Source organism: Streptomyces beigongshangae, assembly GCF_019710745.1.
Lineage (GTDB): Bacteria > Actinomycetota > Actinomycetes > Streptomycetales > Streptomycetaceae > Streptomyces > Streptomyces beigongshangae.
The window spans coordinates 185564-211003 of sequence record NZ_JAHKJW010000003.1; the positions used below are offsets into that span (position 1 = coordinate 185564).

The 25440-nt window shown below is 69.0% G+C and carries 28 protein-coding genes and 1 pseudogene; 18 read left to right on the top strand and 11 right to left on the bottom strand.

Translation table 11 applies throughout. The features are described from left to right. The first annotated feature begins 5 nt into the window (after positions 1-5). Positions 6-2138, top strand: a complete 2133-nt coding sequence (locus tag KM933_RS03520) for a tetratricopeptide repeat protein (RefSeq protein ID WP_221348271.1) — start codon at positions 6-8, stop codon at positions 2136-2138. A 570-nt stretch (positions 2139-2708) separates the two neighbouring features. On the opposite strand, the gene KM933_RS03525 is transcribed toward KM933_RS03520, so the two are convergent. From KM933_RS03525 to KM933_RS03535, 3 genes are read right to left on the bottom strand one after another with little or no spacing between them, the layout of a single operon-like run. Further along, positions 2709-3092, bottom strand: a complete 384-nt coding sequence (locus tag KM933_RS03525; RefSeq protein ID WP_221348272.1) for a hypothetical protein — start codon at positions 3090-3092, stop codon at positions 2709-2711. Beyond that, the gene (locus tag KM933_RS03530) at positions 3086-3514 is read right to left on the bottom strand and encodes an ATP-binding protein (protein WP_221348273.1); all 429 of its coding nucleotides are present in this window, start codon (positions 3512-3514) and stop codon (positions 3086-3088) included. The genes KM933_RS03525 and KM933_RS03530 overlap by 7 nt, the downstream gene beginning before the upstream one ends. Positions 3515-3560: 46 nt before the next feature. Further along, positions 3561-3968, bottom strand: coding sequence for an NUDIX hydrolase (locus KM933_RS03535; protein WP_221348274.1), 408 nt, complete (start codon positions 3966-3968; stop codon positions 3561-3563). A gap of 107 nt (positions 3969-4075) precedes the next feature. Between KM933_RS03535 and KM933_RS03540 the strand changes: the two genes are divergently transcribed. The 11 genes and pseudogenes from KM933_RS03540 (at position 4076) to KM933_RS03590 (ending at position 11809) form a co-directional block, all read left to right on the top strand. Next, a complete protein-coding gene (locus KM933_RS03540) occupies positions 4076-4861 on the top strand; it encodes a GntR family transcriptional regulator (protein ID WP_221348275.1) in 786 nt (261 codons plus the stop codon). Positions 4862-5017: 156 nt separating this feature from the next. After that, positions 5018-5374: an SCO3933 family regulatory protein gene (locus KM933_RS03545; protein WP_221348276.1), complete on the top strand. Its 357-nt coding sequence runs from the start codon at positions 5018-5020 to the stop codon at positions 5372-5374. Further along, positions 5374-6762 carry an FtsK/SpoIIIE domain-containing protein gene (locus KM933_RS03550; protein WP_221348277.1) on the top strand — a complete coding sequence of 463 codons (1389 nt, stop codon included), beginning with the start codon at positions 5374-5376 and terminating at the stop codon, positions 6760-6762. The genes KM933_RS03545 and KM933_RS03550 overlap by 1 nt, the downstream gene beginning before the upstream one ends. Positions 6763-6857: 95 nt before the next feature. Next, positions 6858-7514 (top strand): DUF2637 domain-containing protein, encoded by a 657-nt coding sequence (locus KM933_RS03555; protein ID WP_221348278.1) that lies wholly within the window; start codon positions 6858-6860, stop codon positions 7512-7514. Positions 7515-7536: 22 nt separating this feature from the next. Further along, complete coding sequence (locus KM933_RS03560; RefSeq protein WP_030673588.1) at positions 7537-7728, top strand: mobile element transfer protein; 192 nt, start codon at positions 7537-7539, stop codon at positions 7726-7728. 15 nt (positions 7729-7743) lie between these two features. Beyond that, on the top strand, positions 7744-7938 hold the full coding sequence (locus KM933_RS03565) for a hypothetical protein (RefSeq protein WP_221348279.1): 195 nt from the start codon (positions 7744-7746) through the stop codon (positions 7936-7938). Between the two features lie 25 nt (positions 7939-7963). Further along, a complete protein-coding gene (locus KM933_RS03570; RefSeq protein WP_221348379.1) occupies positions 7964-8209 on the top strand; it encodes a SpdD protein in 246 nt (81 codons plus the stop codon). A 165-nt stretch (positions 8210-8374) separates the two neighbouring features. Beyond that, entirely contained in the window at positions 8375-9679 is a 1305-nt protein-coding gene (locus KM933_RS03575) for a replication initiator (protein WP_221348280.1), read from the top strand. Next, positions 9672-9914 (top strand): annotated as a pseudogene (locus KM933_RS03580) (helix-turn-helix transcriptional regulator). Before KM933_RS03575 ends, KM933_RS03580 begins: the two are co-directional and overlap by 8 nt. Next, positions 9914-11143 (top strand): tyrosine-type recombinase/integrase, encoded by a 1230-nt coding sequence (locus KM933_RS03585; RefSeq protein WP_221348281.1) that lies wholly within the window; start codon positions 9914-9916, stop codon positions 11141-11143. The pseudogene KM933_RS03580 and the gene KM933_RS03585 overlap by 1 nt, the downstream one beginning before the upstream one ends. Before the next feature lie 483 nt (positions 11144-11626). After that, entirely contained in the window at positions 11627-11809 is a 183-nt protein-coding gene (locus tag KM933_RS03590) for a hypothetical protein (RefSeq protein WP_221348282.1), read from the top strand. An 87-nt stretch (positions 11810-11896) separates the two neighbouring features. Here KM933_RS03590 and KM933_RS03595 read toward each other — a convergent pair whose 3' ends face one another. Continuing rightward, entirely contained in the window at positions 11897-12658 is a 762-nt protein-coding gene (locus KM933_RS03595) for a phosphoglyceromutase (RefSeq protein ID WP_221348283.1), read from the bottom strand. Positions 12659-12855: 197 nt separating this feature from the next. Here KM933_RS03595 and KM933_RS03600 point away from each other — a divergent pair, with 197 nt between their 5' ends. Beyond that, on the top strand, positions 12856-14199 hold the full coding sequence (locus KM933_RS03600) for an MDR family MFS transporter (protein ID WP_221348284.1): 1344 nt from the start codon (positions 12856-12858) through the stop codon (positions 14197-14199). A gap of 71 nt (positions 14200-14270) precedes the next feature. Here KM933_RS03600 and KM933_RS03605 read toward each other — a convergent pair whose 3' ends face one another. Then, positions 14271-14786, bottom strand: a complete 516-nt coding sequence (locus KM933_RS03605; protein ID WP_221348285.1) for a DUF2000 domain-containing protein — start codon at positions 14784-14786, stop codon at positions 14271-14273. Positions 14787-14835: 49 nt separating this feature from the next. Between KM933_RS03605 and KM933_RS03610 the strand changes: the two genes are divergently transcribed. Next, positions 14836-15699 carry a helix-turn-helix transcriptional regulator gene (locus tag KM933_RS03610; protein ID WP_221348286.1) on the top strand — a complete coding sequence of 288 codons (864 nt, stop codon included), beginning with the start codon at positions 14836-14838 and terminating at the stop codon, positions 15697-15699. Between the two features lie 71 nt (positions 15700-15770). Here KM933_RS03610 and KM933_RS03615 read toward each other — a convergent pair whose 3' ends face one another. Together KM933_RS03615 and mshA are read right to left on the bottom strand one after the other, a co-directional pair. After that, on the bottom strand, positions 15771-16298 hold the full coding sequence (locus KM933_RS03615; RefSeq protein WP_221348287.1) for a type III secretion system chaperone family protein: 528 nt from the start codon (positions 16296-16298) through the stop codon (positions 15771-15773). Further along, complete coding sequence (gene mshA / locus KM933_RS03620; protein ID WP_221348288.1) at positions 16291-17628, bottom strand: D-inositol-3-phosphate glycosyltransferase; 1338 nt, start codon at positions 17626-17628, stop codon at positions 16291-16293. The genes KM933_RS03615 and mshA overlap by 8 nt, the downstream gene beginning before the upstream one ends. Positions 17629-18002: 374 nt before the next feature. Between mshA and KM933_RS03625 the strand changes: the two genes are divergently transcribed. The 3 genes from KM933_RS03625 to KM933_RS03635 all read left to right on the top strand — a co-directional run bounded on the left by KM933_RS03625 (position 18003) and on the right by KM933_RS03635 (position 22233). Next, positions 18003-18812 (top strand): class I SAM-dependent methyltransferase, encoded by an 810-nt coding sequence (locus KM933_RS03625; RefSeq protein WP_221348289.1) that lies wholly within the window; start codon positions 18003-18005, stop codon positions 18810-18812. A 244-nt stretch (positions 18813-19056) separates the two neighbouring features. After that, positions 19057-20184, top strand: a complete 1128-nt coding sequence (locus KM933_RS03630) for a C40 family peptidase (RefSeq protein WP_221348290.1) — start codon at positions 19057-19059, stop codon at positions 20182-20184. Positions 20185-20598: 414 nt separating this feature from the next. After that, complete coding sequence (locus tag KM933_RS03635) at positions 20599-22233, top strand: PP2C family protein-serine/threonine phosphatase (protein WP_260332984.1); 1635 nt, start codon at positions 20599-20601, stop codon at positions 22231-22233. A 69-nt stretch (positions 22234-22302) separates the two neighbouring features. Here KM933_RS03635 and KM933_RS03645 read toward each other — a convergent pair whose 3' ends face one another. The 3 genes from KM933_RS03645 to KM933_RS03655 form a co-directional block, all read right to left on the bottom strand. Next, the gene (locus tag KM933_RS03645) at positions 22303-22635 is read right to left on the bottom strand and encodes a DUF2516 family protein (RefSeq protein WP_221348291.1); all 333 of its coding nucleotides are present in this window, start codon (positions 22633-22635) and stop codon (positions 22303-22305) included. A gap of 136 nt (positions 22636-22771) precedes the next feature. Continuing rightward, on the bottom strand, positions 22772-23368 hold the full coding sequence (locus KM933_RS03650; RefSeq protein WP_221348292.1) for a hypothetical protein: 597 nt from the start codon (positions 23366-23368) through the stop codon (positions 22772-22774). A 147-nt stretch (positions 23369-23515) separates the two neighbouring features. Then, entirely contained in the window at positions 23516-23998 is a 483-nt protein-coding gene (locus KM933_RS03655) for a helix-turn-helix domain-containing protein (RefSeq protein WP_221348293.1), read from the bottom strand. Positions 23999-24139: 141 nt separating this feature from the next. On the opposite strand from KM933_RS03655, the gene KM933_RS03660 reads away from it, so the two are divergent. Then, complete coding sequence (locus KM933_RS03660) at positions 24140-24682, top strand: hypothetical protein (protein WP_221348294.1); 543 nt, start codon at positions 24140-24142, stop codon at positions 24680-24682. A gap of 84 nt (positions 24683-24766) precedes the next feature. On the opposite strand, the gene KM933_RS03665 is transcribed toward KM933_RS03660, so the two are convergent. Further along, positions 24767-24988 carry a hypothetical protein gene (locus KM933_RS03665; protein WP_221348295.1) on the bottom strand — a complete coding sequence of 74 codons (222 nt, stop codon included), beginning with the start codon at positions 24986-24988 and terminating at the stop codon, positions 24767-24769. Positions 24989-25440: the final 452 nt, after the last annotated feature.

Consider the following 25440-nt stretch of genomic DNA (forward strand, 5'->3'; position numbering starts at 1 on the left):
TTGCAATGAGCAAATTTTCCGAGAATGGAGAATTCCCTGCTCGTCAGGTGACAGAGGCTGCCGGTCAGCAATCAGTAGCCGTCGGAAGCGATGTCACGGGCGTAGTGCAAACAGGGGACGGCTCTCAAGCATTCCTGGTTCAATCGGGGGCGCCGCGAACGCCTGACTGTGTAGATATTCGCCCAGGTTTGAATCATATCCCCATGCGAACCGGACTATTTGTTGGCCGCGCGGAGCAACTGGCCCGACTGGACTCAGCCCTGTCCAAGGCTGGTCAAACGGTGGTGCACGCGGTACACGGACTTGGTGGTATAGGTAAGAGCACACTGGCAGCGCACTGGGCAGCCAATCATAACCACGCCTGTTACCCTGTTCGCTGGATCGCTGCGGACACCTTGGCTGATATTGAAGTCGGACTCGCTGAGCTCGCTACAGATTTGGAACCAGCCCTTGCGGCTATTCCTTCGCGTGCTACTCAAGCGCAGTGGGCGGTACAATGGCTAGCTACTCACACGGGCTGGTTGTTGATCTTGGACAATGCCGATAGCTCTGCAGATATTGAACCCCTCCTCGCGCGCGCCTCTGGCGGGAAATTTTTGATCACGAGTAGATCTGCTGTTGGGTGGCGTGAGGCAGCCACGATCGCATTGGATGTTCTGGACGAGGATGAAGCTCTCGAACTATTCAATCGAATCGCCACCTCTGCGGGGCCCCGGCATCTGGTAGGGGCTGCAGAGGTCTGCGCGGAACTCGGATATTTGCCGCTAGCTATTGAGCAATCTGCGGCATACTTGGCACAGAACCCTCTCATTACCCCCCTTGAGTATTTAGATCTTTTTAGGAATTATCCGGGGGCGATGTACGGGGCAGGTGCCGAGGATATTCAGGAAGAACGCACTATCGCTCGTATATGGCGCCTCACCCTGGATAAGATTGCCGCCAGGCAGCCTATTGCCGGTGACGTTCTACGCGCCCTGGCTTGGTACTCGACTGATGCCATCCCGGATGTTGTGCCCGCTGCTCTTTTTGCCGGAGCTTCCGAGCCGCCGGAGGTTAACTCAGCCCTTGGCCTACTTGCGGCTTACAGTATGATCAGTATTGACACCCAATCGCGAACGTACTCTGTTCATCGACTTGTTCAAGCTTTCTTGCGTACTCCGGATGATGATGACCCACATCGAACGGCACAGCTTATCGATCGAGCACGGGACTTCGCTACGCACCTCCATCTAGCTTTGCCTGAGACGTCTCGTGATGCACAGGCGCGGCAGACGTGGGATGCACTGATTCCCCATATTGACCACCTCTTTGGACAGAGTGAGCTGCGAGATTTCGGAGAAGCCTACGTTCTGTTTAGTGCAGGCGACTATCTTATAGATATAGGAGAATCGCGGAAGGCGATCAAGTACTTGGAGAGGGCCCTTGCTGGGTGTCTTGAATTTCTGTCGGCAGGCAATCCGCAGACGCTAACTTGTTCGCACAATCTGGCCACTGCGTACCATGGTGTCGGCGATTATGAACGAGCTATCCAACTCTATGAATTGACTGCAGAAGCCAGGCGGCTCGCACTTGGTGAGGCGGGCAAGGAGACCCTTGTCACTCTTAGTAATTTGGGCTGCGCCTATTCGGAGTCTGGTGAACCAGAAAAAGGAATTCCCCTTTTGAGGTTTGTTGTTGAGCATGGCGACTCTTATCGGGGGGAAGATGCCATGACTATCCGACGCAACCTCTCTCGCGCCTATCAGAATGCGAATGATCTCGACAGTGCTCGATCTTTGGGTGAGGAAGCCCTGGCCGTAGGGGTAGAAAATCTTGGCCTGAACCACCCAGAGGTGATCCGCACTCAGCATGACCTTGTCCATATTTACCAAGATATGGGAGATCATCAAGCGGTGCTCCGAGTGGTGAGAATTGTATTGGGCGGCGACCACGAGAAGAGCACTGTCACGCCCGATATGCTGGATAGCCTACACTGTATGGCACTTGCGTCGTCAAATGCGGGTGGGCATGCGGAGGCTGCGCAGCTACTTGAGAGGGTAGTAGCACACGCAATTGAATTGTCAGGCAATGAAGAAGAAATCGACGTTGAATATTATCGGAGGAGTCTCGCGCAGAATACTTACAGGGGCAGTGACTAACGCAACGAGCTGAACCGGGGTTACTGGCCTTTATCGGACGGGAGCTGAGCCGTCGGCGCCTAGATGGTGCTGGACTATCCGTAACAGTTAACAGTCCAAGCAGGTCAAGGCGCATAACTGATTCTTCACTGAGAGCTCAGCCCACCACTTTCCCGAGCTCCCATCCCGTCTGCCGTCGGCCCACACACCGTGGAGCAGGCGCGGTGGCTGGCGTCCAGGTGGAGCGCGCCACTGTACGAACGACCTGGACGCCAGCTGCCGTGTCTGCTCGGCTCTGTGTGGGCTGATGGCAGGCGGGATGGGAGCCTCCCGCAGCAACCTCACGACGGCCGGCAGCCGCGAACGGTGCCCCCTCCATCTCGGAGCCTGAGCGTCCCCGCCGGAGGCTGTTCTGACGGGCACCGGTGCAGGTGATCAACTATCGGGTTCGGCGGCTACCCCTCGACCCATGCGGGACGGGCGCCGGCCGGGCTGGAGCGGGGCGGAGACAGGAGCGCAGGCCCGGCCGGGGGCCGGGCCGCACGCGGTGAGCGGAGCGAGCCGCCTTGAACCAGTAGAGAAAGTTGTAACTCAGTCGGACTGCTGGGGCTTGAAGTCGTGTGCGCAGGGTGGGAGTTCGATGCCCTGTCGGTGGGCGAGTGGCAGGAAGAGGACTGGGCGGATCGTCCAGGTGATGCGGGTGCTGGCGTGGGTCACTGCGACGGTGCAGGGCTGCATCTGTAAGAGCGCTCGCCTGGTCTCTATGCGTCCCTCGTAGAGCCAGGCCCAAGCGTCGTCGGATGCGTCTGCGTCGAGTGCCGGTGAGATGGTGCGCAGTGCCACCGCTACCCACCTGTCTGCCTGCGGTGCCGAGTGCGCGTCGAAGGATGCCCGGAGCTCTGGTGCTGCTCCCTCGGTGAGGTCTTCCGTCCAGCACTCGCACCAGTAGCCCCACTGCGGCCTGTCCGTCAGCATGGGTGGCCTCCGAGACGGATCCCAGTGAAGAGTTCCGCGGTGACCGTGTTGCTGCCGTCGATGGTGTGGACCACGACCCGGTGGGCGAGTGCGTTGACCATGTCCAGTCCTCGGCCGTGTTCCGCGTCCTGGTCCTGGTGCTTGACCTTCGGGGCCTGGCCGGTGCCTCCGTCGTCCGTGACCGACAGGGCGACCATCTGCGGTGAGACGGCGAGAGCCAGATGGAAGCTGCCCGAGTGCCAGCCGCTGGCGGTGTGCAGGATCGCGTTCGCGCTCAGCTCGCTCACGATCAGTTCGGCGTCCTCGACCAGGGGCGAGTCTCTGAGGATGTCCCGTGTCCAGCGGCGGGCCCTGCTGACCTCTTCCGGGAAACCTGGGCAAGTGAGTCCCCAGACCCGGACGGTGCTCGTATACTCGTGCATACAAGTTCCTTCGTGCTGGTAGGCCGCCATGTGCAGCGGGTTCGGGCTAGACGAGTTTGACGCCGTCGTGTGCGCGGACGGCCGGCGGGAACAACGCGTCCAGAGCGTCCAGGACGCGGATCGCGTACGCCTCGTCGGCGAGGGTGGTGACTTCTTCGCGGGTCGCCCATCGCAGGGCGTGGGTCTCGTCCCCGGTGGTGGGTGTGCCGTCGGCGGCCTGGCAGCGGAAGACCAGGGAGACGATCAGGCCCGTCATGTTCTTGTAGACGCCGGTAAGAATCGCGGGAAGCGCGATCTTGATGCCGGTCTCTTCAAGGACTTCCCGCTGAAGCGCCTCGGGAAGGGTTTCCGCCCGCTCGACGATGCCGCCCGGAGGTTCCCAGTGGCCATTGTCGCGCCGCTGGATCAACAGGGCCCGGCCGCGGTCGTCGACGATGACTCCGGCAACGCTCACGGAGTGTGGACGGTCAGCGGTCACGTTCCTTGGCCCTCTCGGATAGCTAGGCTCTCAACCGTAGCAACAACACTCGCCCACTCGTCTAGATACCTAAAGGAGTACTCATGACCTCTCTCCCGTCCCTGCTCGGTGGTCTGGATCCCACGAGCGATCGTGCGGTGTTCCGGCAGATCGCCGATCAACTGCGTGAGGCCATCGACCGCGGACGATTCACGGAAGGGGAGAAGCTGCCCTCGGAAGCTGAGCTCGTCGAGCACTATGGCGTGTCCCGCATGACCGTCCGCAACTCCTTCTCCGTCCTCCAGGGCGAGGGACTGGTGCATGCCGAGCACGGGAAGGGCGTGTTCGTCCGGCCCCGGCCACCCGTGCGGCGTCTGGCCTCCGACCGGTTCGCCCGGCGCCACCGCGAGCAGGGGAAGTCCGCGTTCATCGTGGAGGCGGACGCCGCCGGCAGTCACCCGAAAGTGGACAGCCTGGAGGTCAAGGAGGAGAAAGCCACCCAGGACATCTCCGCCCGCCTCGGGTCGGTGCGACGCGTGCTTGCCCGTCGCCGCCGCTACCTGCTCGACGGCCGTCCGGTCGAGTTCGCCACCTCCTACCTCCCCCTCGACATCGCCCGCGGTACGCAGATCGCCGAACCCAACCCCGGTCCCGGCGGTATTTACGCCCGTCTTGAGGAACTGGGTCACCGCCTCGACCACTTCGAGGAGGAGATCCGGGCCCGGATGCCCTCCCCGAGTGAGGTCAAGACGTTGCATCTTGCGTCCGGTGTGCCGGTGATCCATCTGATCCGTACCGCGTACGACACCGAGAAGCGGCCCGTGGAGGTCTGCGACACCGTCATGGCGGCTGACGCCTACGTGCTGTCGTACCAGCTCCCGGCGACGTAACCCGCGGTGCGCGAGGCCACTTCCTTGGACTCGTATAGCCCAACACGCATACTCGTATAGACGAGTGGGCAAGTCGTGTGTCAGAGTGGACCGCGTTCCCGGCGTCACCGGGTTCACAGACTGCCACTCATCTAGACGAGAAGATAGGAAGAAATCTTGCGCACCATCCGTGTGGAGACCTCGGCCGCGACGATCCTGCTGACCGAGGCGCCTGAGCCCAAGGTCCGCGACCGGCAGACCGGCGAGATCGCCAAGGACGTCAACAGCGGTGAGGCACTGATGACGATCGGCGTCGTCTACATCGAGGAAGGAGAGTCGTCCCTGATCAAGGTCACCATCCCGGAGAGCGGCGTCTCCGAGGGCCTGGCGCTCGGTGCCCCGGTCTCGCTGCCCGGCCTGATGGCCCGGCCTTGGGAGAGCGTGTTCAACGGACAGCAGCGCCACGGCATCGCCTACCGTGCCGCCGCTGTCACCCCGGCCGCCTTCCCTGTCGCCATGGGGGCCTCGGCCTGATGACCGACCTGGCAACGCTTCTGGAGGTGGGTGGTCCCGTCGCAGCGCTCGGCGGTGGGGCCGCCTACGCCCGGGTCAACCATCCCGGGGTCTACTGGTCCGCTGTCGGACTGCCGTTGTCCACGGCCCGGCTGCTCAGCTCGTACAGCTCGGTCATGGAAGCCTGCGGCCTGACCGTCGCTCCCTCCCGGCTGCGGGTCCTGGCGGTCAAGGCCATCACCCGGCGCGAGGTCCGGCCCGTTCCGCCGCGCCGGGGCGTCATCCGGCCCACCTCGACCGGTCTGCGGCTCCGGCTGCGGCTTGCCCCGGGGCAGGAACCCGCCGATGTCGCAGCCTCGGCCGAACGGCTCCGGCACGCCTGGGGCGTTCACGCCGTGTACGTCACGACCGTCAAGCCCGGGGTCGTCGAACTGCGGCTCGTCGGCTTCGACGTGCTGCGCAAGGTCCGCATGCCCCGCAAGTCACCGACCGGGACGCTGAAGATACCGGTGGCGCTGCGGGAGGACGCCACGCCCTTCGTACGCGACTACCGGGCCGTTCCCCACCAACTGACGCTCGGCGCCACGCTGTCGGGCAAGTCCATGTACCTGCGCCACCTCGTCGCCGGACTCGCCCGGCAACCCGTCGCCCTGGTCGGCATCGACTGCAAACGCGGTGTGGAACTGGCACCCTTCGCCGCCCGACTCTCGGCCCTGGCCACCGACCCCGAACAGGCTGCCGAACTACTGCCCGTACTGATCAAGGAAATGGAGAACCGATACGACCTGATCAAGGCCCGGCAGGGCATCGCGTCGGGCACCCCGGATGAGGAGATCACCTCCGACATCTGGGGCCTGCCCGAGCACGAGCGGCCCGTACCCGTCGTGCTGTTCGTGGACGAGGTGGCGGAACTCTTCCTCGTCGCCACAAGGAAGGACGAGGACCGACGGGATGAGATGGTCACCCAGCTCATCCGCCTCGCTCAGCTCGGCCGCGCCGCCGGCATCTACCTGGAGGTCTGCGGACAACGCTTCGGCGCCGAACTGGGCAAGGGCGCGACCATGCTGCGGGCCCAGCTCACCGGCCGTGTCTGCCACCGCATCAACGACGAAGCCTCCGCCAAAATGGCGCTCGGCGACATCGCCCCCGAAGCGGTCTCCGCCGCCTGCGCCATCGCCCCCGAACGGCCCGGCCTCGCTGTGGCCGGTGACACCTCCGGCGGCTGGTCCCGCATCCGCACGCCGTACCTCTCCCTCGGGGAGGCCGCCGAGATCTGCCACGCCTCGGCTCACCTGGTCCCCGAGCTGCCCGCGCTCAAGCCCTTCCGGCCCGTAGTGCCCGTACAGCCGGTCGAGTTGCTGGACCCAGCCTCGGCCCCGGTCGTGCAGCCGCGACCCGTGACCGACTGAGCCGCCAACCGCCACCTCGCTCCACCCCGGTCGGCGTGACCGCCTCGCGCCATCTCCCTACCCCTGCCATGCCTCGAACAGGAAGGAGTCGCAGCATGTGCGCCCTGCTGGCCCGTGTCGACGCGGTGCTCGTCCAAGCGGTCATTGCTGCCGCGCTGTCCTTCGCCCACCTGCACGACATTGCCCTTGCGGCCGGTCAGGACGGGTGGAAGGCGTGGGCGTATCCCGTCTCGGTCGACCTGTTGCTCGTCGCCGCCTGGCGCCGACTGCGGACCGGCCACGCCAAAGCCTCCGGCTGGTGCTGGTTCGTCATCGCCCTGGCCGCATCCCTCGGGGCGAACGTCGCCACCGCCGGACTGCTCGACCTGGAACAGGTGCCGGCCTGGCTGCGCATCCTCGTCGCGGGCTGGCCCGCAGTCGCCTTCCTCGGCGGAACGCTCCTTGCGCACTCCACACCGGAAGCGGCGGAGGACGTGGAGAACGCTGCCGTGGACGCGGACCAGATGGAGCAGGAGGAGGGTGCCGAACCCTCTCCTGAGCAGCCCGCACTACCGGTCGCGGATCCGGCACCCCTTCCACCGGTCGCGCCCACTCTGCCCGCCGTAACCGTCCCGGCCGCCCTGGTCGAGCACGCTCGAAAGGTCGCCGCTGAGCACCACACCCGCACCGGGACGGACATCGACACCCCGACCCTGCGCGCTCGCCTCGGCGTCCCCGCGCCTATGGCCGAAGCCATCGCCGCCCGCATCTGACCAGCCCCGAGAGGAGATCCGCGTGACCGCCAATCGCCGCTTCCGCTCCGTCACCCGCATCGGTCCCGTCCAGGTCGGCACGTCCTACGACGGCCGGGGCCGTGAGAAACACACTGCCGCGTGTACCGCCCCTCGCTGCGGCTTCTCCGCCGACTACGACAGCCGCGCCGCTGCCGAACTCGCCGCCCGCACCCACCGCTGCCCCGTCCGCTGAAAGGACCCCGATCCCGTGACCGTCAGCCTGCCGCTCGTTGCCGTCCTCGGCTTCTTCGCCTGGGGAGCGGTCAAGTTCCTCGGCGTCCGTACCTGGATCGTCGTCCTGATCGCCCTGTTCGGCTTCTGGCTCTCCGACACCTTCATGGCCCCCGCCATCGAATCCGGCACGCGTTCCGGCGTGGACGTCATCAACGGCTCACATGACTAGACAAGTAGGCAAGGAGAGCTTCGCCGTGTTCCTGCCCAAGTACCCCGACAGCCCGACACCGCCGCCCGCGCACATGCACGCGCCAGCCGATCCGGCTCCCGTGCGCCGTCCGGCCCCGCAGATATCCGTCAGCGCCGGAGCGGTCGCGGCCGTCCTCGTCGGCGGAGTCGTCCTGACCGCGCTCCTGGCCGCCGTCGCCGTCACGGCCATCTCCGTGACCGTCGCCGCCGTGGTCCTGCGCTCGATGCTCCGCGACCAGCGCCACCGCTGACACCGGCCAACGACACCAGACCCCCGGGGCGGACCGACACCGCCAAGCATCCGCCGCCCCGGGGGCCCTACCCCTCCTGACCGAAGCCAGAAGGAGAAAGCCATCATCACCCGCGCCACCCCGCCCCCGCTGGCCGAACTCGGCGAACTGGCTGCGCTCGGCACTATGCCCGGCCTCCTGCGTCAGCTCTCCGGCCTCGGCGGCTGCACCCAGCCGATCCGCCTCGACGGCCACCGCGCCGAGTACGACGTGAACACCCGTACCGGCGAGATAGGCAACCTCCTCCACCGCCTCGACTCCGCCGGCCTCCCGGCCGGTCACCTCCTGGTCCGCTGCAACAACCGCCGCACGACCCGCTGCGCCGCCTGCTCCGAGGTCTACCGCCGCGACACCTTCCACCTGATCACCTCTGGCCTGCGCGGCGGTAAGGGCGTCCCGGAACAGGTCGCCGCACACCCCCGCGTCTTCGCCACCTTCACCGCCCCGGGCTTCGGCCCCGTCCACAATCGCCCCACCGGCCCGGCCGGTTCGGTCCGCCGCTGCCGGTGCGGCGCCCTCCACGACCAGGACGACGACGTACTGGGCACCGCGCTCGCCCCGGACACCTACGACTACGAAGCGGCCGTGCTCTGGAACGCCCACGCCGGTCCCCTGTGGCGGCGCTTCTCGACCTACCTGCGCCGGGAGGTCGCCAAACGGGCCGGACTCTCACAGCGGGAGTTCCGCGAGCACGCGTGGGTGTCCTTCGCCAAGGTCGCCGAGTACCAGAAGCGCGGGGCCGTCCACTTCCACGCCGTCATCCGCATCGACGGCCCCGAGGGCGGCGACACCCCGCCTCCGGCCTGGGCCACTGCCGAGCTGCTCACCGACGCCATCCGCGCTGCTGCAACCGGGGCCCGCGTGGACGGCCCGGTCATCGACGGTCGCGCGCACGTCTTCGCCTTCGGCCGCCAGCTCGACATACGCACCATCCGCGGCGCCGACTTCGACGGCGGCCAAGAGCTGACCGACCGGGCCGTTGCCGCGTACATCGCCAAGTACGCCACCAAAGGCGCCGAGACCGCCACGGGAGCTCTCGACCGGCCGCTGAAGTTCCTCGCCGAACTGGCTCAGCTCGACATCTGCGACCACACCCGGCGGCTGATCCGTACCGCCTGGATGCTTGGCAACCGCAAGGACCTCGAAGAACTCCGCCTCCACGCCTGGGCCCACATGCTCGGCTTCCGCGGCCACTTCTCCACCAAGTCCCGCCGCTACTCCACCACCCTCGGCGCACTGCGCACCGCCCGCGCCGAATGGCGACGCGCACAAGCCATGGCGGCGACGGCAGACGCCGAGAGCGAGCAGCACACGACTCTCGTCCTCGCCCACTGGGTCTACGCCGGAACCGGCCTCACCGACGCCGAAGCGTGGCTAGCCGAAACCCTCGCGCCCGCCCCCGGAACAGAAGGAGAACCCACCCATGGCTAGCCGACGTCTGGCCGTGGCAGACGTGGCCACCGCGCCGCGGGCTGCGCTGCCGTCGCGGTACCTGACTCCTGACGACCTGGTGGCGATGTTCGACCTGCCCAGCGTCGAGACGGTCTATCAGTGACGTCGGAAGCGCACCGGCCCGCGTGGTTTCCGGGTCGGCCGGCACCTGCGGTACGACCCCGTGGACGTTCAGGCGTGGGTCGAGTCCCTGAGAGAAGGGGCTGCCGCCTGATGGCCGGGCATGTCCAAGACCGCTGGTACAAGTCAGAGACCGGTCCGGACGGGAAGGCGCGCAGGGTCAAGTCCGAGCGCTATGGATCGGGGCTCCGTTACCGCGCCCGCTACGTCGGGCCGGACGGCACGGAGAAGGGCAAGAGCTTCCCTGATCGTCAGAAGCGGCTTGCCGATCAGTGGCTGGCGCACATCGAGGCGGACATGGCGCGCGGGCAGTACATCGACCCTCGCGCCGCTCGGGTCACCTTCCAGCAGTACGCGGAACAGTGGGTGCTCACGCAGGGGGCCGACCCGAACACCCGGGCGTCGATGGAGTCACAACTTCGGCTGCATGCCTTCCCGTACCTCGGCACGCGTCCGCTCGGTTCCTTCCAGCCCGCGCACATCCGGGACTGGGTGCGGCAGCTCCAGGAGAACGGCGTCCGTGGGTCGTACGCGCGGACGATCTACTCCAACGTGCGGGCTGCTCTGAGCGCGGCCGTGGATGACGGCCATCTCCCCCGGAACCCTTGTGCTGCCCGTTCGGTCCGGCCTCCGACCGTTGACGCCAAGCGCGTGATCCCGTGGACGCCGGAACAGGTCTTCGCCGTCCGGGCCGCCATGCCCGAACGCTTCCAAGCGATGGTCGACCTGGGCGCCGGGTGCGGGCTCCGTCAGGGCGAGATCCTCGGTGTCGCCGTCGACGCGATCGACTTCGAGTCGGACACGCTGCACGTGGTCCAGCAACTCAAGCTGAGCCGCAGCAAGGCCGTGTTCGCTCCACCCAAGGGCGGCAAGCTCCGGGACGTACCGCTTCCCGGTCCGGTCGCGGACGCGCTCCGTGCCCACCTGAAGCGGTTCCCGCCCGTCGAGATCACGTTGCCGTGGAAGGTCGCGGACGGGCCGCCGGTGACGAAGCGGCTGATCTTCACCGGACCCCGGGGCGGCCACGTCTGGCGTACCTCGCTCAATGAGGAGGCGTGGAAGCGGGCGCTGGCCGACGCCGGAGTGATCCCGATACCTGAGCGTGGTCGGCCGTACGTCGAGTCACGCGAGAACGGCATGCACGCGCTGCGGCACTTCTATGCATCGGTGCTGCTAGACGCGGGGGAGAACATCAAGGCCCTTGCGGAGTACCTCGGTCACTCCGATCCTGGTCTAACTCTCCGTGTCTACGCACATCTGATGCCGACCAGCAGTGAGCGGACCCGAAGAGCCGTCCATCTCATCTATGGCGAGACTAGTTAGAGCAAGAAGCCTTTACCTCTTCTCTCTTCGCTATTTAGTGAAGCGCATTAGAAGCGATACTCGAGAAGCAATAACAGACTCATTAGCTACCACTCTCGTTAGCTATACCTTCCACAGTAGATAGCTAACGAGAGTGCCAGTGAACAACACCATCGAGTCGACTTCCAATGCGGAACGCTTCGAGTCCTCAACCTCACCATCAGCGTCTACGCCTGGGAAGACGTTCCACTGATGGAAGGTTATGTTCCATCAGTGGAACGAAACGGCCTGCACCACCCAAGGAAACCTGCCACGTCCCCCAACGAAGGACGAAAGGCACCCAAGGAAGACGCTTAGCAGGGAGTTTGTGGAGCCTTCTCAAAAAGGGTAGCGTCCTGCCTGCCGAATGGTGAGAGCCACCCCGGGCAAGGGGTGGCTCTCGTCTCCATCGGCGCATTACGAAGATCCGTAGCGGGATACCGAAACGCACAACTGGAGAAGGACATGTTGTCACGCCCTGGCCTCGCGCTCTACCTGGCGCCCCGAGAGCTCCCGTTCATCCTCGTCGGCGGCGCGATCGGCACCCTCGGCGCCTGGTCCACAGCACCGATGACGGCCGCTGCTGCAGCGGCGTTCCTGGTGGCCTTTCAGGTGAAGGCCGAGATCATCACGAAGCCCCGCTCGTAGCCATACGCGGCCCAGCGACGGCCCAGGGGTAGCAACAGGCCCCCTACCCGCGAAGAAACCGCAGGTAGGGGGCCTTTTCGTGCCCGCTTACTTCTTCTTGCCCTGGTTCTTCACTGCCTCGATCGCCGCCGCGGCCGCCGCCGGGTCCAGGTACGTGCCGCCGGAGGTCACCGGCTTGAACGACGCGTCGAGTTCGTACGCGAGCGGGATGCCCGTCGGGATGTTCAGGCCCGCGATGTCCTCGTCCGAGATGCCGTCGAGGTGCTTGACGAGGGCGCGCAGCGAGTTGCCGTGGGCCGCGACCAGGACCGTGCGGCCCGCCAGGAGGTCCGGGACGATGCCGTCGTACCAGTACGGGAGCATGCGGGCCACGACGTCCTTGAGGCACTCCGTGCGGGGGCGCAGCTCCGGCGGGATCGTCGCGTAGCGCGGGTCGTCCGACTGGGAGAACTCGGTGCCGTCCTCGAGCGGGGGCGGCGGCGTGTCGTACGAGCGGCGCCACAGCATGAACTGCTCCTCGCCGAACTCCGCGAGGGTCTGCGCCTTGTCCTTGCCCTGGAGCGCACCGTAGTGGCGCTCGTTCAGGCGCCAGGAGCGGTGCACGGGGATCCAGAGGCGGTCCGCGGACTCCAGCGAGAGCTGGGCCGTGCGGATCGCGCGCTTCTGGAGCGAGGTGTGGACCACGTCGGGCAGCAGGCCGGCGTCCTTGAGCAGCTCACCGCCGCGGACTGCCTCCTTCTCGCCCTTCTCGGTGAGGTTGACGTCCACCCAGCCGGTGAACAGGTTCTTCGCGTTCCACTCGCTCTCGCCGTGGCGGAGGAGGATCAACTTGTACGGTGCGTCGGCCATGGCCCCGAGCGTAATCGACGCCCCCGGCCGCTCGCCCGTCCGCCCGGCACCGCCACCACACTTGACGGCTTCCGTTAATTGAATGGCTTCCGCCGAAGCCCCGCTCGTAAGTTGTGCCCACCGCACGAGCCACTTACTACTTACCATGTGCCGCTTGCGCGGGCTGTTCGTCCGCATCCGGAAACCGGGGGTCCCTCATGCCGTTCACATCCCTGAGCGTGAGACGTGCCGCCCGCCAGACCGTCGCCGGGCTCCCCCGCGAGTTCTGGTGGCTGTGGACCAGCACGCTCGTCAACCGGCTCGGCGCCTTCGTGGCCACCTTCATGGCCCTGTACCTCACCCTCGACCGCGGCTACTCCGCCTCGTACGCCGGACTCGTCGCCTCACTGCACGGGCTCGGCGGTGTGATCTCCTCGCTCGGCGCGGGCGTGCTGACGGACCGGCTGGGCCGGCGGCCCACCCTGCTCATCGCCCAGTCGTCGACCGCCGTCTCCGTCGCGCTGCTCGGTTTCGTGCACGACCCGGTGTCCATCGCGGCCGTCGCCTTCCTCGTCGGCATGGCCAGCAACGCGTCCCGTCCCGCCGTGCAGGCGATGATGGCCGACATCGTGCGCCCCGAGGACCGGGTGCGGGCCTTCTCGCTCAACTACTGGGCCATCAACCTGGGTTTCGCCGTCTCGTCCGCGATGGCCGGGTTCATCGCCGAGTACAGCTACCTCGCCGGCTTCCTCGTCGAGGCCGCGATGACGATGGTCTGCGCGGTCGTCATCTTCGTGAAGCTGCCCGAGTCGCGGCCCGAACAGGTCGGCGCGGCGGCCGACGAGCCCGCGGTGGGCCTGCGGACGGTCCTGCGCGACGGGCGTTTCATGAGCGTCGTCGGGCTGTCCTTCCTCGTCGCGCTGGTCTTCCAGCAGGGGTTCGTGGGCCTGCCGGTGGCGATGGGCACGGCCGGGTTCACGCCCGCCGACTACGGCCTGGTGATGGCGGTCAACGGCGCCCTGATCGTCGTACTGCAGCTTCCGGTCACCCGTCTCATCCAGCACCGGGACCCACGGCATCTGCTCGTCGTCTCGTCGCTGCTCGCCGGGTACGGGTTCGGGCTCACCGCCTTCGCCGGCTCGGTCGGTGTCTTCGCGCTGACGGTCTGCGTGTGGACCCTCGCGGAGATCGTCAACGCGCCCACCCAGACCAGCATCGTCGTCCGCCTCTCCCCCACGCGGGGCCGCGGCCGGTACCAGGGCATGTACACGATGTCCTGGTCCGTCGCCGCCCTCGTCGCGCCCCTGATGTCCGGTGTCGTCATCGACCGGTACGGGGCCGCGTGGCTGTGGGGGGTGTGCGCGGCCGTCGGCACGGTGGCCGGGGTCGGCTACGGGGCGCTGATGCGGAAGCTCCCGGACGAGGGTAAGAGCGAGGACAAGGGCGAGGACAAGAGCCGGAGCAAGGAGAAGGACAAGGGTGAGGGCGCGGCCTTCGTCCATCGGCCGGAGGACCCCGCGGCGGATCCCGTGGCTGAGCAGGCGACCGAGCGGGTGGTCTGACTTCCCGGTCGGTGTCCGAGCAGGAGGTCCGGTCTCCGTCGGCCGGCCGCCGGACGCAGTGGTTCCGGAGCTCAGTGGTGCATCCGCGCCCCCTTCACCACCTTGTCCACCGCGCCCCGCGCGCCGTACACCGCGAGGCCCACCAGATCCAGTTCCGCGGTCGGTACGGCCCGTACGGCCGCCCGGTTGTCGCGGTCGTTGCCCGTGGTGAACAGGTCGGACGTGAACAGCGCGCGGGGCAGCGCACGGGAGAGCGCCTTGCCGTGGGCCGCCGTCAGCGTCTCCTTCGTCCCCTCGAAGACCAGGACCGGCTGGCGGAACATCGGCAGGTAGCCGACACCGTCGGCGTCCGCGTACGGCTCGCCGACCACCTCGGGGACCGACGGGCCGAGTCCGCTCACGAGGAACGCGGTCACGTTCAGCCGCTGCCACGTCTCCAGATCGTCCCGCAGCAGCACAGCGATCTTGGTGTCGAAGCGGACGGGCCCGGCGGGAGCGGCCTCGGCAGGGAGCGGTCCGGTGGAAAGGGGTCCGGTGGAAAGGGGTTCGGTGGAAAGGGGTCCGGTGGAAGGGGGTTCGGCGTTCATGCTGTGAGACTGCCCGGCCCCGTACGCGACCGTCTTGTACGTTCTTTGCATGGTCGCCCAGCGTGAGGTCTCCGCCTGGCGCCCGCGTGTGCCGGGTGTCGTGGAGGTCTTCCACGCCCATTTCACGGAGTACGCGTATCCGATGCACGTCCATGACGCGTGGACGCTGCTGATCGTCGACGCCGGCGTGGTGCGCTACGACCTCGACCGGCACGAGCACGGCACCCCGGAGGGCACCGTCTCGCTGCTCCCGCCGCACGTTCCGCACAACGGATCGCCCCTCACCCCGTACGGCTTCCGCAAGCGCGTCCTGTACCTGGACCTCAGCCGACTCGACGAGACGTACATCGGCCCGGCCGTGGACACCCCGGACCTGCCGGACCCGGTGCTGCGCCGGCGCGTCGGGCAGTTGCACACCGCCCTCGCCCACGCCGGTGACGAGCTGGAGGCGGAGAGCAGACTGGCGCTGATCGGCGAGCGGCTGCGCGGTCACCTGCGGCCGGGGCTCACCACCGGGGACGGCCGGGACGCCGGGGGCAGTCGGGACGCCGGGGACGGCCGGAGCGTCGGAGGCGGCCGGGGCGCCGATCGGCCGCTCGCCCGTCGGCTGCGCGAACTCCTCGACGAACGCCTGCTCGAAGGCGTGACCCTCCGGGAGGCCGCCGCCCTCGTGCACGCGCACCCGACCCACCTGGTGCGCGCTTTCAGCGGCGCCTACGGGATACCGCCGCACCAGTACCTGATGTCGCGGCGGGTCGAACGCGCACGCCGGCTGCTGCTGGAGGGCCGCACACCGGGCGAGGTGGCGGCGGAGACCGGCTTCTACGACCAGTCGCACCTGACCCGCCACTTCAAACGGCTGGTCGGGGTCGCGCCGGGGCGTTACCGCGGCGGCGTCAGCCCGCGGCGGTAAGTGTCGGACAGCATCACGGGGCGGCCGGTCATGACGGGGTGGTCGGTACGGACCGCTGGGAGCGGTGCGGGTCAGTCGGTCGGGCGCTGGGTCAGGTTGCTGAACGCGTCCAGGTTGCGCGTGGACTCGCCGCGCGACACCCGCCAGGCGTACTCCTTGCGGATCGCGGACGCGAAACCGAGCTCCAGGAGGGTGTTGAAACTGCCGTCGGCGGCCTCCAGGACCGAGCCGAGCAGCCGGTCGATCTCGTCGGGGGTGACCGCGGCCAGCGGCAGTCTGCCCGCCACGTAGATGTCGCCGAGCGGGTCGACGGCGTACCCCACGCCGTAGAGCTTGAGGTTGCGCTCCAGGAGCCAGCGGTGCACGCCCGCCTCGTTCTCGTCCGGGTGCCGGATCACGAAGGCGTTGAGCGACAGGGAGTGCCTGCCGACGATGAGTGAGACGGTCGTCGACAGCTTCCGGGTGCCGGGGAGCTTCACCACGAAGTGGCCGGGCTCCGGGCTCTCCCACTCCAGCTCGGCGTCCTTGAGGACCTCCTCGACGGTCTGCGCCGCGCGCGCCGCCCGCGCCGACCCTTCCGCGTTCGCCGTATCAGCCATGGTGGGAGCGTACGTGACGCCGGTGCTCGTGCACCGCCTCCGCGTAGACGTCGGCCGTGGCCGCGGCGGCCGTGTCCCAGCCGAAGGACTGCGCGTGCCGGGCGGCGGCCGCGCCCATCCGCTCCGGGAGCGCCCGGTTGTCGGCGAAATCGCGCAGCACGCGCGCGTAGTCGACGGGATTGTGGCCGGACACCAGGAAACCCGTCTCCTTGTGGCGGACCGCGACCGGCAGACCGCCCACCGCGGCGGCGAGCACCGGGGTGCCGGCCGCCTGCGCCTCTATCGCGACGAGTCCGAAGGACTCGCTGTAGGAGGGCATCACCAGGACGGACGCGGCCCGGAACCAGTCCGCGAGCTGCTCCTGGCCGACCGGCGGCCGGAAGCACACCACGTCGGCGATGCCCAGCCGGGCGGCGAGTTTCTGCAGCCCCTCCGGCTTGGCGAGCCCGCTGCCGCTCGGGCCGCCCACCACGGGGACGACGATGTTCGAGCGGAGTTCGGGACGCTCCTCCAGGAGGACGGCGACCGCACGCAGCAGCACGTCGGGCGCCTTGAGGGGCTGGATGCGGCCCGCGAAGAGCGGTACCAGGGCGTCCTGCGGGAGACCGAGGCGGGCGCGGGCGGCGGCGCGTCCGTCGGCCGGGCGGAAGCGGTCGAGGTTCACCCCCGGATGGACGACCGCGACCTTGCGCTGCTCGGCCTCGTAGTGCCGTACGAGTTCGTCGGCCTCTTCGGAGGTGTTCGCGATGAGGCGGTCGGCGGCGCGGACGATCTGGGTCTCGCCGATGACACGGGCGGTGGGTTCGGGGGTGTCGTCCGCGGCCAGGGCGGCGTTCTTCACCTTCGCCATGGTGTGCATCGCGTGCACCAGGGGGGTGCCCCAGCGCTCGGCGGCCAGCCAGCCGACGTGGCCGGAGAGCCAGTAGTGCGAGTGCACCAGGTCGTAGTAGCCGGGTCGGTGCCCGGCCCACGCCTGCATCACGCCGTGCGTGAAGGCGCACAGCTGGGCGGGCAGGTCCTCCTTGGCGAGTCCCTCGTAGGGGCCCGCGTCGACGTGCCGGACCAGGACCCCGGGTGCGAGCTCCACCTCGGGGGGCAGGGCCCCGGTCGTCGCACGCGTGAAGATCTCGACCTCGATGTCGATCGCGGCGAGGCGCTGGGCCAGCTCCACGATGTAGACGTTCATGCCGCCCGCGTCGCCGGTGCCCGGCTGGTGCAGCGGCGAGGTGTGCACGGAGAGCATCGCGACGCGGCGTGGCCTGCGGTACGGGCGGAGCCTCGCGGAAGCCGCCGGGGAGCGGCGCCCCAGCCTGCTCACGTACTGGCTCACGTGGCGTTCCTCCTTCTACGGCTTCTGCGGACCGTACGAACCGTGCTGCGGGCATGCCGGTGGCCGGCCGTGGAACGCCCGCCATGTCCTGGAACGCCGGGCCGCCCCGCTCCATTTCCTCTTTACCGAATCATTGCCTTGGGTCGCTCAACGGTTCGATCGACTTCTGCGTTCCGATCAACGCCGGGGGCTGGCCGCCGGGCGCCGGGCACTGGCTGCTGACCGCCGGGCGCCGGGCACTGACCGCCGGGCGCTGACCGCCGGGTCTTCGAGGTCCGGTCCGCGGTCCGTCTTCGCTCCGGGTCCGAGCGGCGGCCTCCGGGGTCCCGCACCGGCACGGGTAACCGCATTCGCCCCCGCATACCCTTGACCCCATGAACGCCCGCGCAGCGAAACCCGTGGGGACGGTGACGCGCGGCACCACCAACCCGAACCGCCTGCGCCGCATGGACCGCTGGATAGCGGCCACCCACGGCGCGGAGCTCCGCCGGACCGGCGACCCCGTGGCGGTCGACCTCGGATACGGGGCGGCCCCCTGGACGGCGGTCGAACTGCTCCACCGCCTCCGTACCGTCGCTCCACGCGCGCGCGTGGTGGGCGTCGAGATCGACCCGGCCCGGGTCGCGGCGGCGGAGCCGTACGAACGCGACGGCCTCGTGTTCCGGCACGGCGGCTTCGAGGTCCCGCTGCCCGTCCGGCCGTCGCTGATCCGCGCGGCGAACGTCCTGCGGCAGTACGACGAGGCCGAGGTCGCCGCCGTGTGGGCCCGCCTCCGCGGCCGTCTGGCACCGGCGGGGCCCTTCTCGCGCGGCGGGCTCCTCGTCGAAGGCACGTGCGACGAGATCGGCCGCCGGCACGTGTGGGTCGCGCTCGGTCCCGAGGGTCCGCGGACGGTCACGTTCGCCACCCGGCTCGGCTCCCTGGACCGCCCGTCCGACCTGGCCGAACGCCTTCCCAAGGCCCTCATCCACCGCAATGTGCCGGGCGAGCCCGTGCACGCCTTCCTGCGCGACTTCGACCGTGCGTGGGCGGCGGCCGCCCCGTACGCCTCGTACGGCGCCCGTCAGCGCTGGATCCGCGCGGTCCGGGACCTGGCGGCCGACTGGCCGGTCACGGACGGGCCGGCGCGCTGGCGGCAGGGCGAAGTGACCGTGCGGTGGGAGGCGTTGGCACCGGTCGCGTAGGGCGGGGCGGTGTTCGCGGGACGGGTACCGCGTCGTGGGAACCAATGGGAACGAACTCGCCGAGTCGTTCGTCACAGGGGGCGGGGAACATGGGCGGGCGTATGTCCGGGCGGGCGGCGAGGGAGGGAACGGCCGGTGGGCGAGTGGCGGTTCCCGCCCGCCTCTGTCGTATTGCGCGCCGGCATGGCACGATCCCCGAGGCGCTCGTAAGTTACTGACGGTAAATCAGTTTGGGGGTCGGTTCATGGGATCCGGTGTACGGGGTCTGACCACCACGGCCATGGCGGTGGCCTGCGCGGCAGTCATCCTGTCCGTGTCCGCGCCGGGCGTGGTCCACGCGGCTCCGACGCCGCCCTCACCGACCTCGACTCCGGTTCCGGTTCCGACGTCGACTCCGGCTCCGGCTCCGGTTCCGGCTCCGGGCGGAACCCCCGCGAGCAACGCGGACCTTGAGGTGATCCGCCAGAAGCTGGAGACGCTCTACCACGACGCGGCGGTCGCCACGGACGCGTACAACCTCGCCGAGGAACGGACCGAACAGCAGTCCACGCAGATCGTCGGGCTCGCCCGCGAGATCGTCGAGGGCAAGGCCCGGCTGGACGAGCTGAAGGAGCGCGCGGGCGCCGCGGCCCGCTCCCAGTACCGCGGCGGCGGCCTGCCGGACGGGGCCCAGCTGGTGCTCAGCGACGACCCGCAGGACTTCCTGGAGGGCGCGGGCCGGGTCCGTCAGGGTGCCAAGGCGGCCAAGGGCATGCTCGCCGAGATGCGCCGCACCCAGGAGGACCTGGAGCAGTACGCGCGCGACGCGGCGGCCCAGTGGAAGAAGCTCGAAGCCAACCGCGAGGCGAAGGCCAAGGCCAAGAAGAAGGTCGAGAAGCAGATCGCCGCGGCCGAGAAACTCGAGTCGGAACTGGCGAAGGAGGAGAAGCAGCGCCTGGCGAAGCTGGAGAGGCAGGCCGCGCGCGAGGCGCAGACGGCCTGGCTGGACTCCGGCGTCCTCGCCGACACCGGCGACACGGCCTCCGCGCGGGGCGAGGCAGCCGTGGAGTACGCGACGGCACAGATCGGCAAGGCGTACGAATGGGGCGCCGAGGGGCCGAAGACGTTCGACTGCTCGGGGCTCACGTCACAGGCGTGGGCGGCCGCAGGGCAGGGTATCCCCCGCACCTCCCAGGAGCAGTGGAGGCAGCTCGACCGCGTCGCCGTCGAGGCGATGCGCCCGGGCGACCTGATCATCTACAACTCCGACGCCAGCCATGTGGCGATGTACGTAGGCGACGGCGCGATGATCCACGCGCCGCGCCCCGGCCGCACGGTGACGATCGCGGGGGCGGGCTCGATGCCGATACTCGGGGTCGTGCGACCCGGTTAGCGGGGACGGAGGTCGGCCGGTCGGACGGTCGGTGGGCCGGGGGCGCGTGCTCTGCCGGTGCGCGGCCCGTTCGCCGATGCGCCGTCCCGCTGCGAAGGCACCCTGCGTCACTCCGGTGCGCCGGCCCCTGCCGACCGGGACAGGACGGTTCCCCTGGTGGCGTGACCTGTCGCACGTGATACGCGGCACGTTCGGGCCCGGCGGTCAACCCGCGGAGCGTGATGTACGTCATTCCGTGCAAGCGCACATCCTGCCCAATTGCGGTACAGGATGCGGCATATGACGGCGGCTGTTTTCCCCATGTCCGGCCTGCCGCCGTTTCTGTGTGACGGTCCCTGCCGCTATGGTCCCCGTCGGTGGATCGAGATCCCTCGACCCGTCATGCGTTCGGGGGGAGGGAAGGAACCCAAGACGATGCCCGTACCCGTACCGCGGCAGAGAGCGATCCCCGCCGTGGAAGGTGGTCCGGCTCACGCCGCGCCCTCACCCGGCGGACCGGCACAGGCCGCGCCCACACCCGGCGCCCCGTCCGGCCAGGAGCCGTCCCCGGCGAGGCGCGACACCGCTGCCGGCGCCGACCACGACGACGCCGGTCCCGTCGGCGACAGCACCCCGCTCACCCTGCTCGTGATCGAGGACGACCCGGCCGGCGCACTGACCGTGCCCGACCTGCGGGACGCGGCCGGCAGGCGGCTCCGTGTCCGTACCGCCCGCAACCTCACCGAGGCCGAGCGGCTGCTCACCGACGACGTCCAGTGCATCCTGCTCGACCTCGCACTGCGGACGCCCGGCCCGGCAGTCGCCGCGGAAGGACCGGAGGGCGTGGAGGACGTGGGGGAACCGGAAGGGCCGGAAGGGGCGGAGGCCGCGGACGACGAGCTGGCCACGCTCAGGCACGTGCTGCGGCTCGCACCCCGGCACGCCGTCCTCGCGCTCGTCCCGGCCGGGGACACCGGGCGCGGCGCGGAAGCCGTACGCGTCGGTGCCCAGGACTACCTCTTCCACGACGAGCTGGAGAGCCGGCTGCTGAGCCGCGCGATCCGGTACGCGGTGGAGCGCAAGCGTTCCGACCGGGCCGAGCGACGGCTGACCGAGTCCACGCTGCGCGCGCAGGAGAACGCCCGGCTGGAACGCGGCCTGCTGCCCACCCCGCTCCTGGAGGGCTCCTCGCTGCGGTTCGCCGCCCGCTACCGTCCCGGCCGCTCGCGCGCCCTGCTCGGCGGCGACTTCTACGACACGGTCCGCACCCCCGACGGCACCGTGCACGCCATGATCGGCGACGTCTGCGGGCACGGTCCCGACGAGGCCGCGCTCGGTGTGGAGCTGCGGATAGCCTGGCGCGCACTGACACTGGCGGGCCTGTGCGGCGACCGGCTGCTGTCGACGCTCCAGCAGGTCCTGGAGCACGAGCGCGACAGCGACGAGATCTTCGCGACGCTCTGCACGGTGGACATCGCGCCGGACGGCCGCCGCGCGGGCCTGTGTCTGGCGGGTCACCCCGCGCCCCTGATCTCGCGCCCGGCCCGCCCCCGGGCCCTGACCGGCGCCGACAGGACCAGCAGGACCGACCGGACCGACCGGACCGGAAGGACCGACGGAATCAGCAGAGCAAGCAGGATGCCCGGACTCTCCGGTGCCCCCGCCACCTCCAGGACCGGCAGAGGCGGTAGAGGCGGCAGAACCGGCAGGACCGGCGGAACCGAAGGCGCCGCCGCGGCCGGGACGCCGCCCGTCGCCGAGCTGCTGCCGTACGAGAACGGCGGCCCGGCGCTCGGCCTGCTGCCGAACGCCCGGTGGCCGCGCCAGCAGGTGGAGCTGGGCGGCGAGTGGAGCCTGATGCTCTACACGGACGGCCTGATAGAGGGCCGGACCGGCAAGGGCAGGGAACGGCTCGGCCAGGACGGGATGGTGGACATGGTCCGCCGCCAGCTGGCGGCGGGCCTGCGCGGCGAGGAACTGCTGCGGGCCGCAGTGAACGAAGTGCGGGACCTCAACGGCGGGGAACTGACGGACGACGTGGCGGTACTGCTGCTGGACCGCGTGGCCTAGCGGTACCGCTGTCCGACGAACCGGACATCGGGCACCGGGCACCGGGCACCGGAAGGAACCCGAGAAGGCTCAGCGCCCGCCGTTGTACGGCCCGTACGGACCGTCGCTGCTGCTGCCACCCCGGCGGCCGCCGCCCGACACCTGCTTGAGGGCGGGCCGGACGTCCACGAAGAAGACGATGGTGGCGATGAGGAACGCGATCTGCAGGAAGAGCATCGGCACCAGCAGGTTCACGGTCACCGCGAGCCCGAGGATGACCATCCAGAACACCTTGCTCTGCTTGTTCGCGGCCCGGTAGGCGTCGTCACGGGCCAGCGCGGCCATCACCAGCGCCACCACCGCCAGCACCAGCATGGCGGTGAAGAGCAGCCACATGAGGCCGCCGAATGCCGTCAAGAGCACTGTGCCCACCACCTGAGTCGAGTCGTCGTCCCTACGCGGTCACCGTACCCGCAGAACGGGCCGGGAACTCCGATAGTGCCCGGAGCGCCCGACCCGTCCTCATGCCACGTATCCCGCCCGCCGCTCGTTCGGGGCCCTACTTCGCGGGCGGCGTCGACTTCTTGGCCGTGGCGGTGGCCTTGCGGGCGGCCGGCGCCTTCTTGACGGGGGCCTTCTTCGCCGGAGCGGTCTCGGCCTCGACCACGACGGGCCTCTGGATGCTGCCCTCGGCCGGCTCGGGGTTCGGCTCGACGGTGATCGCCAGCTCCTCGATCTCCTCGGCCATCTCGCCGCGCCAGGTCCGCACGGTCTGCTCGCCGTGCTCGGCGACCTTCTCGTAGGCCTCGCGCGCCTTCACGGCGTACTCGGCGGCTACGCCGACGCTGCGCAGCGCCAGGTCCTGAGCCGTCTCGCCGATCCTCTTGAGGTCGGTGTCCAGGGAGCCGATGAGGCCGGTCACCTTGGTCTGGAGGGTCTCCTGCGCCTCCTTGGCGCGGGCGGTGGCCTTCTCCTGGACGGCGTTCGGATCGATGCCGCGGACGGCGTCGATCCGGGCCGGCGCCTCGGCACGCAGCTGCTCGACGATCCCCGGCACCTTCTTGGCCTGCTGGAGGGCCAGGTCGGCGGTACCGGCGGCGAAGTAGAGCGGGGTCGGGTCGCTGAGGGTCTTGCGCAGGTCGTCGGTGATGGCCATGGTGACGGTCCTCCCGGTATCGCTGTGGCGTGGTGCGTGAGGGTTTTGGTCGTACGTTGCTGCTGCTCCGCGGCCGGTCTGCCGACCGGCCGGTCGGCCGTTCCGAACCGGGCCCGGTGGTGCCGTGCCCGGCCGTACGGAACCCGGTCAGCCCGTGGAGGACTGCGGGTCGTTCCGCGCGGCGTCGCTGCCGCCGCCGGCCGTGCGGGCCGCGCCGTCGGCGGCGTCTGCGGCATCCCCGGCGTCTTCGGCGGCCTCGGTGTTCTCGGCGGTCTTCGTCTCGAACCCGTTCTCCTTGCGGAAGGACTCGTATATCTGGAGCAGCACCTGCTTCTGCCGCTCCGTGAGCGTCGGGTCGGCGAGGATGACCGCACGTGTCTCCACCTCGTCCCGGTCGCGCTCGGCGTCGAGGATCCCGGCACGGACGTACAGCGTCTCGGCGGAGATCCGCAGGGCCTTGGCGACCTGCTGCAGCACCTCCGCGCTCGGCTTGCGCAGCCCGCGCTCGATCTGGCTCAGATACGGATTGGACACCCCGGCGGCGTCGGCGAGCTGCCGCAGACTCAGCTGCGCGTTGCGCCGCTGGTCCCGCAGGTACTCCCCGAGATTGCCGACGTTGAGTGATGCCATGCCTCTACCGTGCACCACCTTTGCTAACTATTGCAAGCAGACGCTTGCAATAGTGTGTCACGCCACTTGTGACCGAGCACCTCAGTTGGCCACCGTGAGCGTGCCAGTTGGCCGGGCGCCATGGCGGGGCACGCTCCGAGCATGACCGCCTTCCTGAACCAGCTGCCTGCACTCATGGGTGTCATCGTCGGCGTCCTCGGAACGCTCCTCACTGCGCGCCTCAACGACAGGGCGCAGTGGACACGCGCCCTGTCGGTACGGTGGGACGAGCGGCGATTGGACGCGTACTCCGAATACGCTCGCGCGCTCAAAGAGGTCCACTTACTCGCGCACCGCATCACGGCGCCGGCCCGACCCGCGTCGCGGGCGCACCCGATCGATCGGGGCACTGGGCTCGAACTGATGGCCCAGGCGGACGCCCAGCGGACCAAAGCGTGGGAGGGGGTGCTTCTGCTGGGTGACGCCGACACGGTGGCCGCCGCGCGCGACTGGCGCTGGGCAGTGCTGCAGTTGGAGCGAGCGGCACGTGGCATCGCCGACGACGACTTCGACTGGGTGGCCGCCGTACGGCGCGTGGACGAGGGCCGAGACCGCTTCTACGACGCCGCCAGGGCCAGCCTGACTGTGGGCAGCGGTGATGTAGCTCAGGCGCGATGGCTCATCGACCGACACATGAACTCGTGATTCCGACGCGGTGACACGGCCGCACTCCGAACCGAGCGCCAAGGTGGCCAACGCAAGTGGTCAATGGCCAGCTGAGACGCTCAGTCACACCACTGCGGGCACGTCCTTGTCCAGGCGGCGGCGTACGTCCTCGGCGTGCTCGGCGCACCCGGCGATGGGGGCGGGCACCTCGTCCGGGGCCACGGTGAGGTCCTCGACCGCCGGCCGCGGCAGGAACCGCGCGCCCAGCGAACGGACCGGCTCGGATCCCCGCACCTCGGTGCCGCCCTCCGCACGAGGCACGTACACATCGACCGACAGACCCATGTCAGGGAGTCGACCACGGACGGCGCCGACGGTCCACCGCGTACGGCTCCGGCTCCCCGTTCCGGAAAAAGAGCATTGCCTGTACGCGTGAATTACCCTAGCCTTTTCATCGTGACTGCCGGGTCGGCCTTGAGCCAGAAAACAGTAGGGTTCCCGGCCTCCGAGTGAGGCCCGGGCGGGCCAGAGGGCCGCCCTTTTCCAGCGCGCCGAGCGCTCGTGCCGTGCGCAGCACCACACCGCTCCCAGACGTGTCGATTCCGTGTGACCGACGCGCCGCCGCGCCCCTGCACACCCGAGCATCCGCGCATCCGCGCATCCGCACACCTTTTCATCGTCGCTGCTCCCCCGCGCCTGAGCACTGACCGCTGATCGCTGATCGCTGATCGCGGGCGCTGAGCCGCGATGTCGCCGTGCGCCCCTTCCCGCGGGCCGTACCGAATACGCCCCGCGGC

Bases quoted from the DNA above. Each gene is read 5' to 3' on its own strand.
- KM933_RS03520 (WP_221348271.1), top strand. From the start codon at position 6: ATGAGCAAATTTTCCGAGAATGGAGAATTCCCTGCTCGTCAGGTGACA.
- KM933_RS03525 (WP_221348272.1), bottom strand. From the start codon at position 3,092: ATGCTGACGGACAGGCCGCAGTGGGGCTACTGGTGCGAGTGCTGGACG.
- KM933_RS03530 (WP_221348273.1), bottom strand. From the start codon at position 3,514: ATGCACGAGTATACGAGCACCGTCCGGGTCTGGGGACTCACTTGCCCA.
- KM933_RS03540 (WP_221348275.1), top strand. From the start codon at position 4,076: ATGACCTCTCTCCCGTCCCTGCTCGGTGGTCTGGATCCCACGAGCGAT.
- KM933_RS03550 (WP_221348277.1), top strand. From the start codon at position 5,374: ATGACCGACCTGGCAACGCTTCTGGAGGTGGGTGGTCCCGTCGCAGCG.
- KM933_RS03555 (WP_221348278.1), top strand. From the start codon at position 6,858: ATGTGCGCCCTGCTGGCCCGTGTCGACGCGGTGCTCGTCCAAGCGGTC.
- KM933_RS03575 (WP_221348280.1), top strand. From the start codon at position 8,375: ATGCCCGGCCTCCTGCGTCAGCTCTCCGGCCTCGGCGGCTGCACCCAG.
- KM933_RS03585 (WP_221348281.1), top strand. From the start codon at position 9,914: ATGGCCGGGCATGTCCAAGACCGCTGGTACAAGTCAGAGACCGGTCCG.
- KM933_RS03590 (WP_221348282.1), top strand. From the start codon at position 11,627: ATGTTGTCACGCCCTGGCCTCGCGCTCTACCTGGCGCCCCGAGAGCTC.
- KM933_RS03595 (WP_221348283.1), bottom strand. From the start codon at position 12,658: ATGGCCGACGCACCGTACAAGTTGATCCTCCTCCGCCACGGCGAGAGC.
- KM933_RS03600 (WP_221348284.1), top strand. From the start codon at position 12,856: ATGCCGTTCACATCCCTGAGCGTGAGACGTGCCGCCCGCCAGACCGTC.
- KM933_RS03605 (WP_221348285.1), bottom strand. From the start codon at position 14,786: ATGAACGCCGAACCCCCTTCCACCGGACCCCTTTCCACCGAACCCCTT.
- KM933_RS03610 (WP_221348286.1), top strand. From the start codon at position 14,836: ATGGTCGCCCAGCGTGAGGTCTCCGCCTGGCGCCCGCGTGTGCCGGGT.
- KM933_RS03615 (WP_221348287.1), bottom strand. From the start codon at position 16,298: ATGGCTGATACGGCGAACGCGGAAGGGTCGGCGCGGGCGGCGCGCGCG.
- KM933_RS03625 (WP_221348289.1), top strand. From the start codon at position 18,003: ATGAACGCCCGCGCAGCGAAACCCGTGGGGACGGTGACGCGCGGCACC.
- KM933_RS03630 (WP_221348290.1), top strand. From the start codon at position 19,057: ATGGGATCCGGTGTACGGGGTCTGACCACCACGGCCATGGCGGTGGCC.
- KM933_RS03635 (WP_260332984.1), top strand. From the start codon at position 20,599: ATGCCCGTACCCGTACCGCGGCAGAGAGCGATCCCCGCCGTGGAAGGT.
- KM933_RS03650 (WP_221348292.1), bottom strand. From the start codon at position 23,368: ATGGCCATCACCGACGACCTGCGCAAGACCCTCAGCGACCCGACCCCG.
- KM933_RS03655 (WP_221348293.1), bottom strand. From the start codon at position 23,998: ATGGCATCACTCAACGTCGGCAATCTCGGGGAGTACCTGCGGGACCAG.
- KM933_RS03660 (WP_221348294.1), top strand. From the start codon at position 24,140: ATGACCGCCTTCCTGAACCAGCTGCCTGCACTCATGGGTGTCATCGTC.
- KM933_RS03665 (WP_221348295.1), bottom strand. From the start codon at position 24,988: ATGGGTCTGTCGGTCGATGTGTACGTGCCTCGTGCGGAGGGCGGCACC.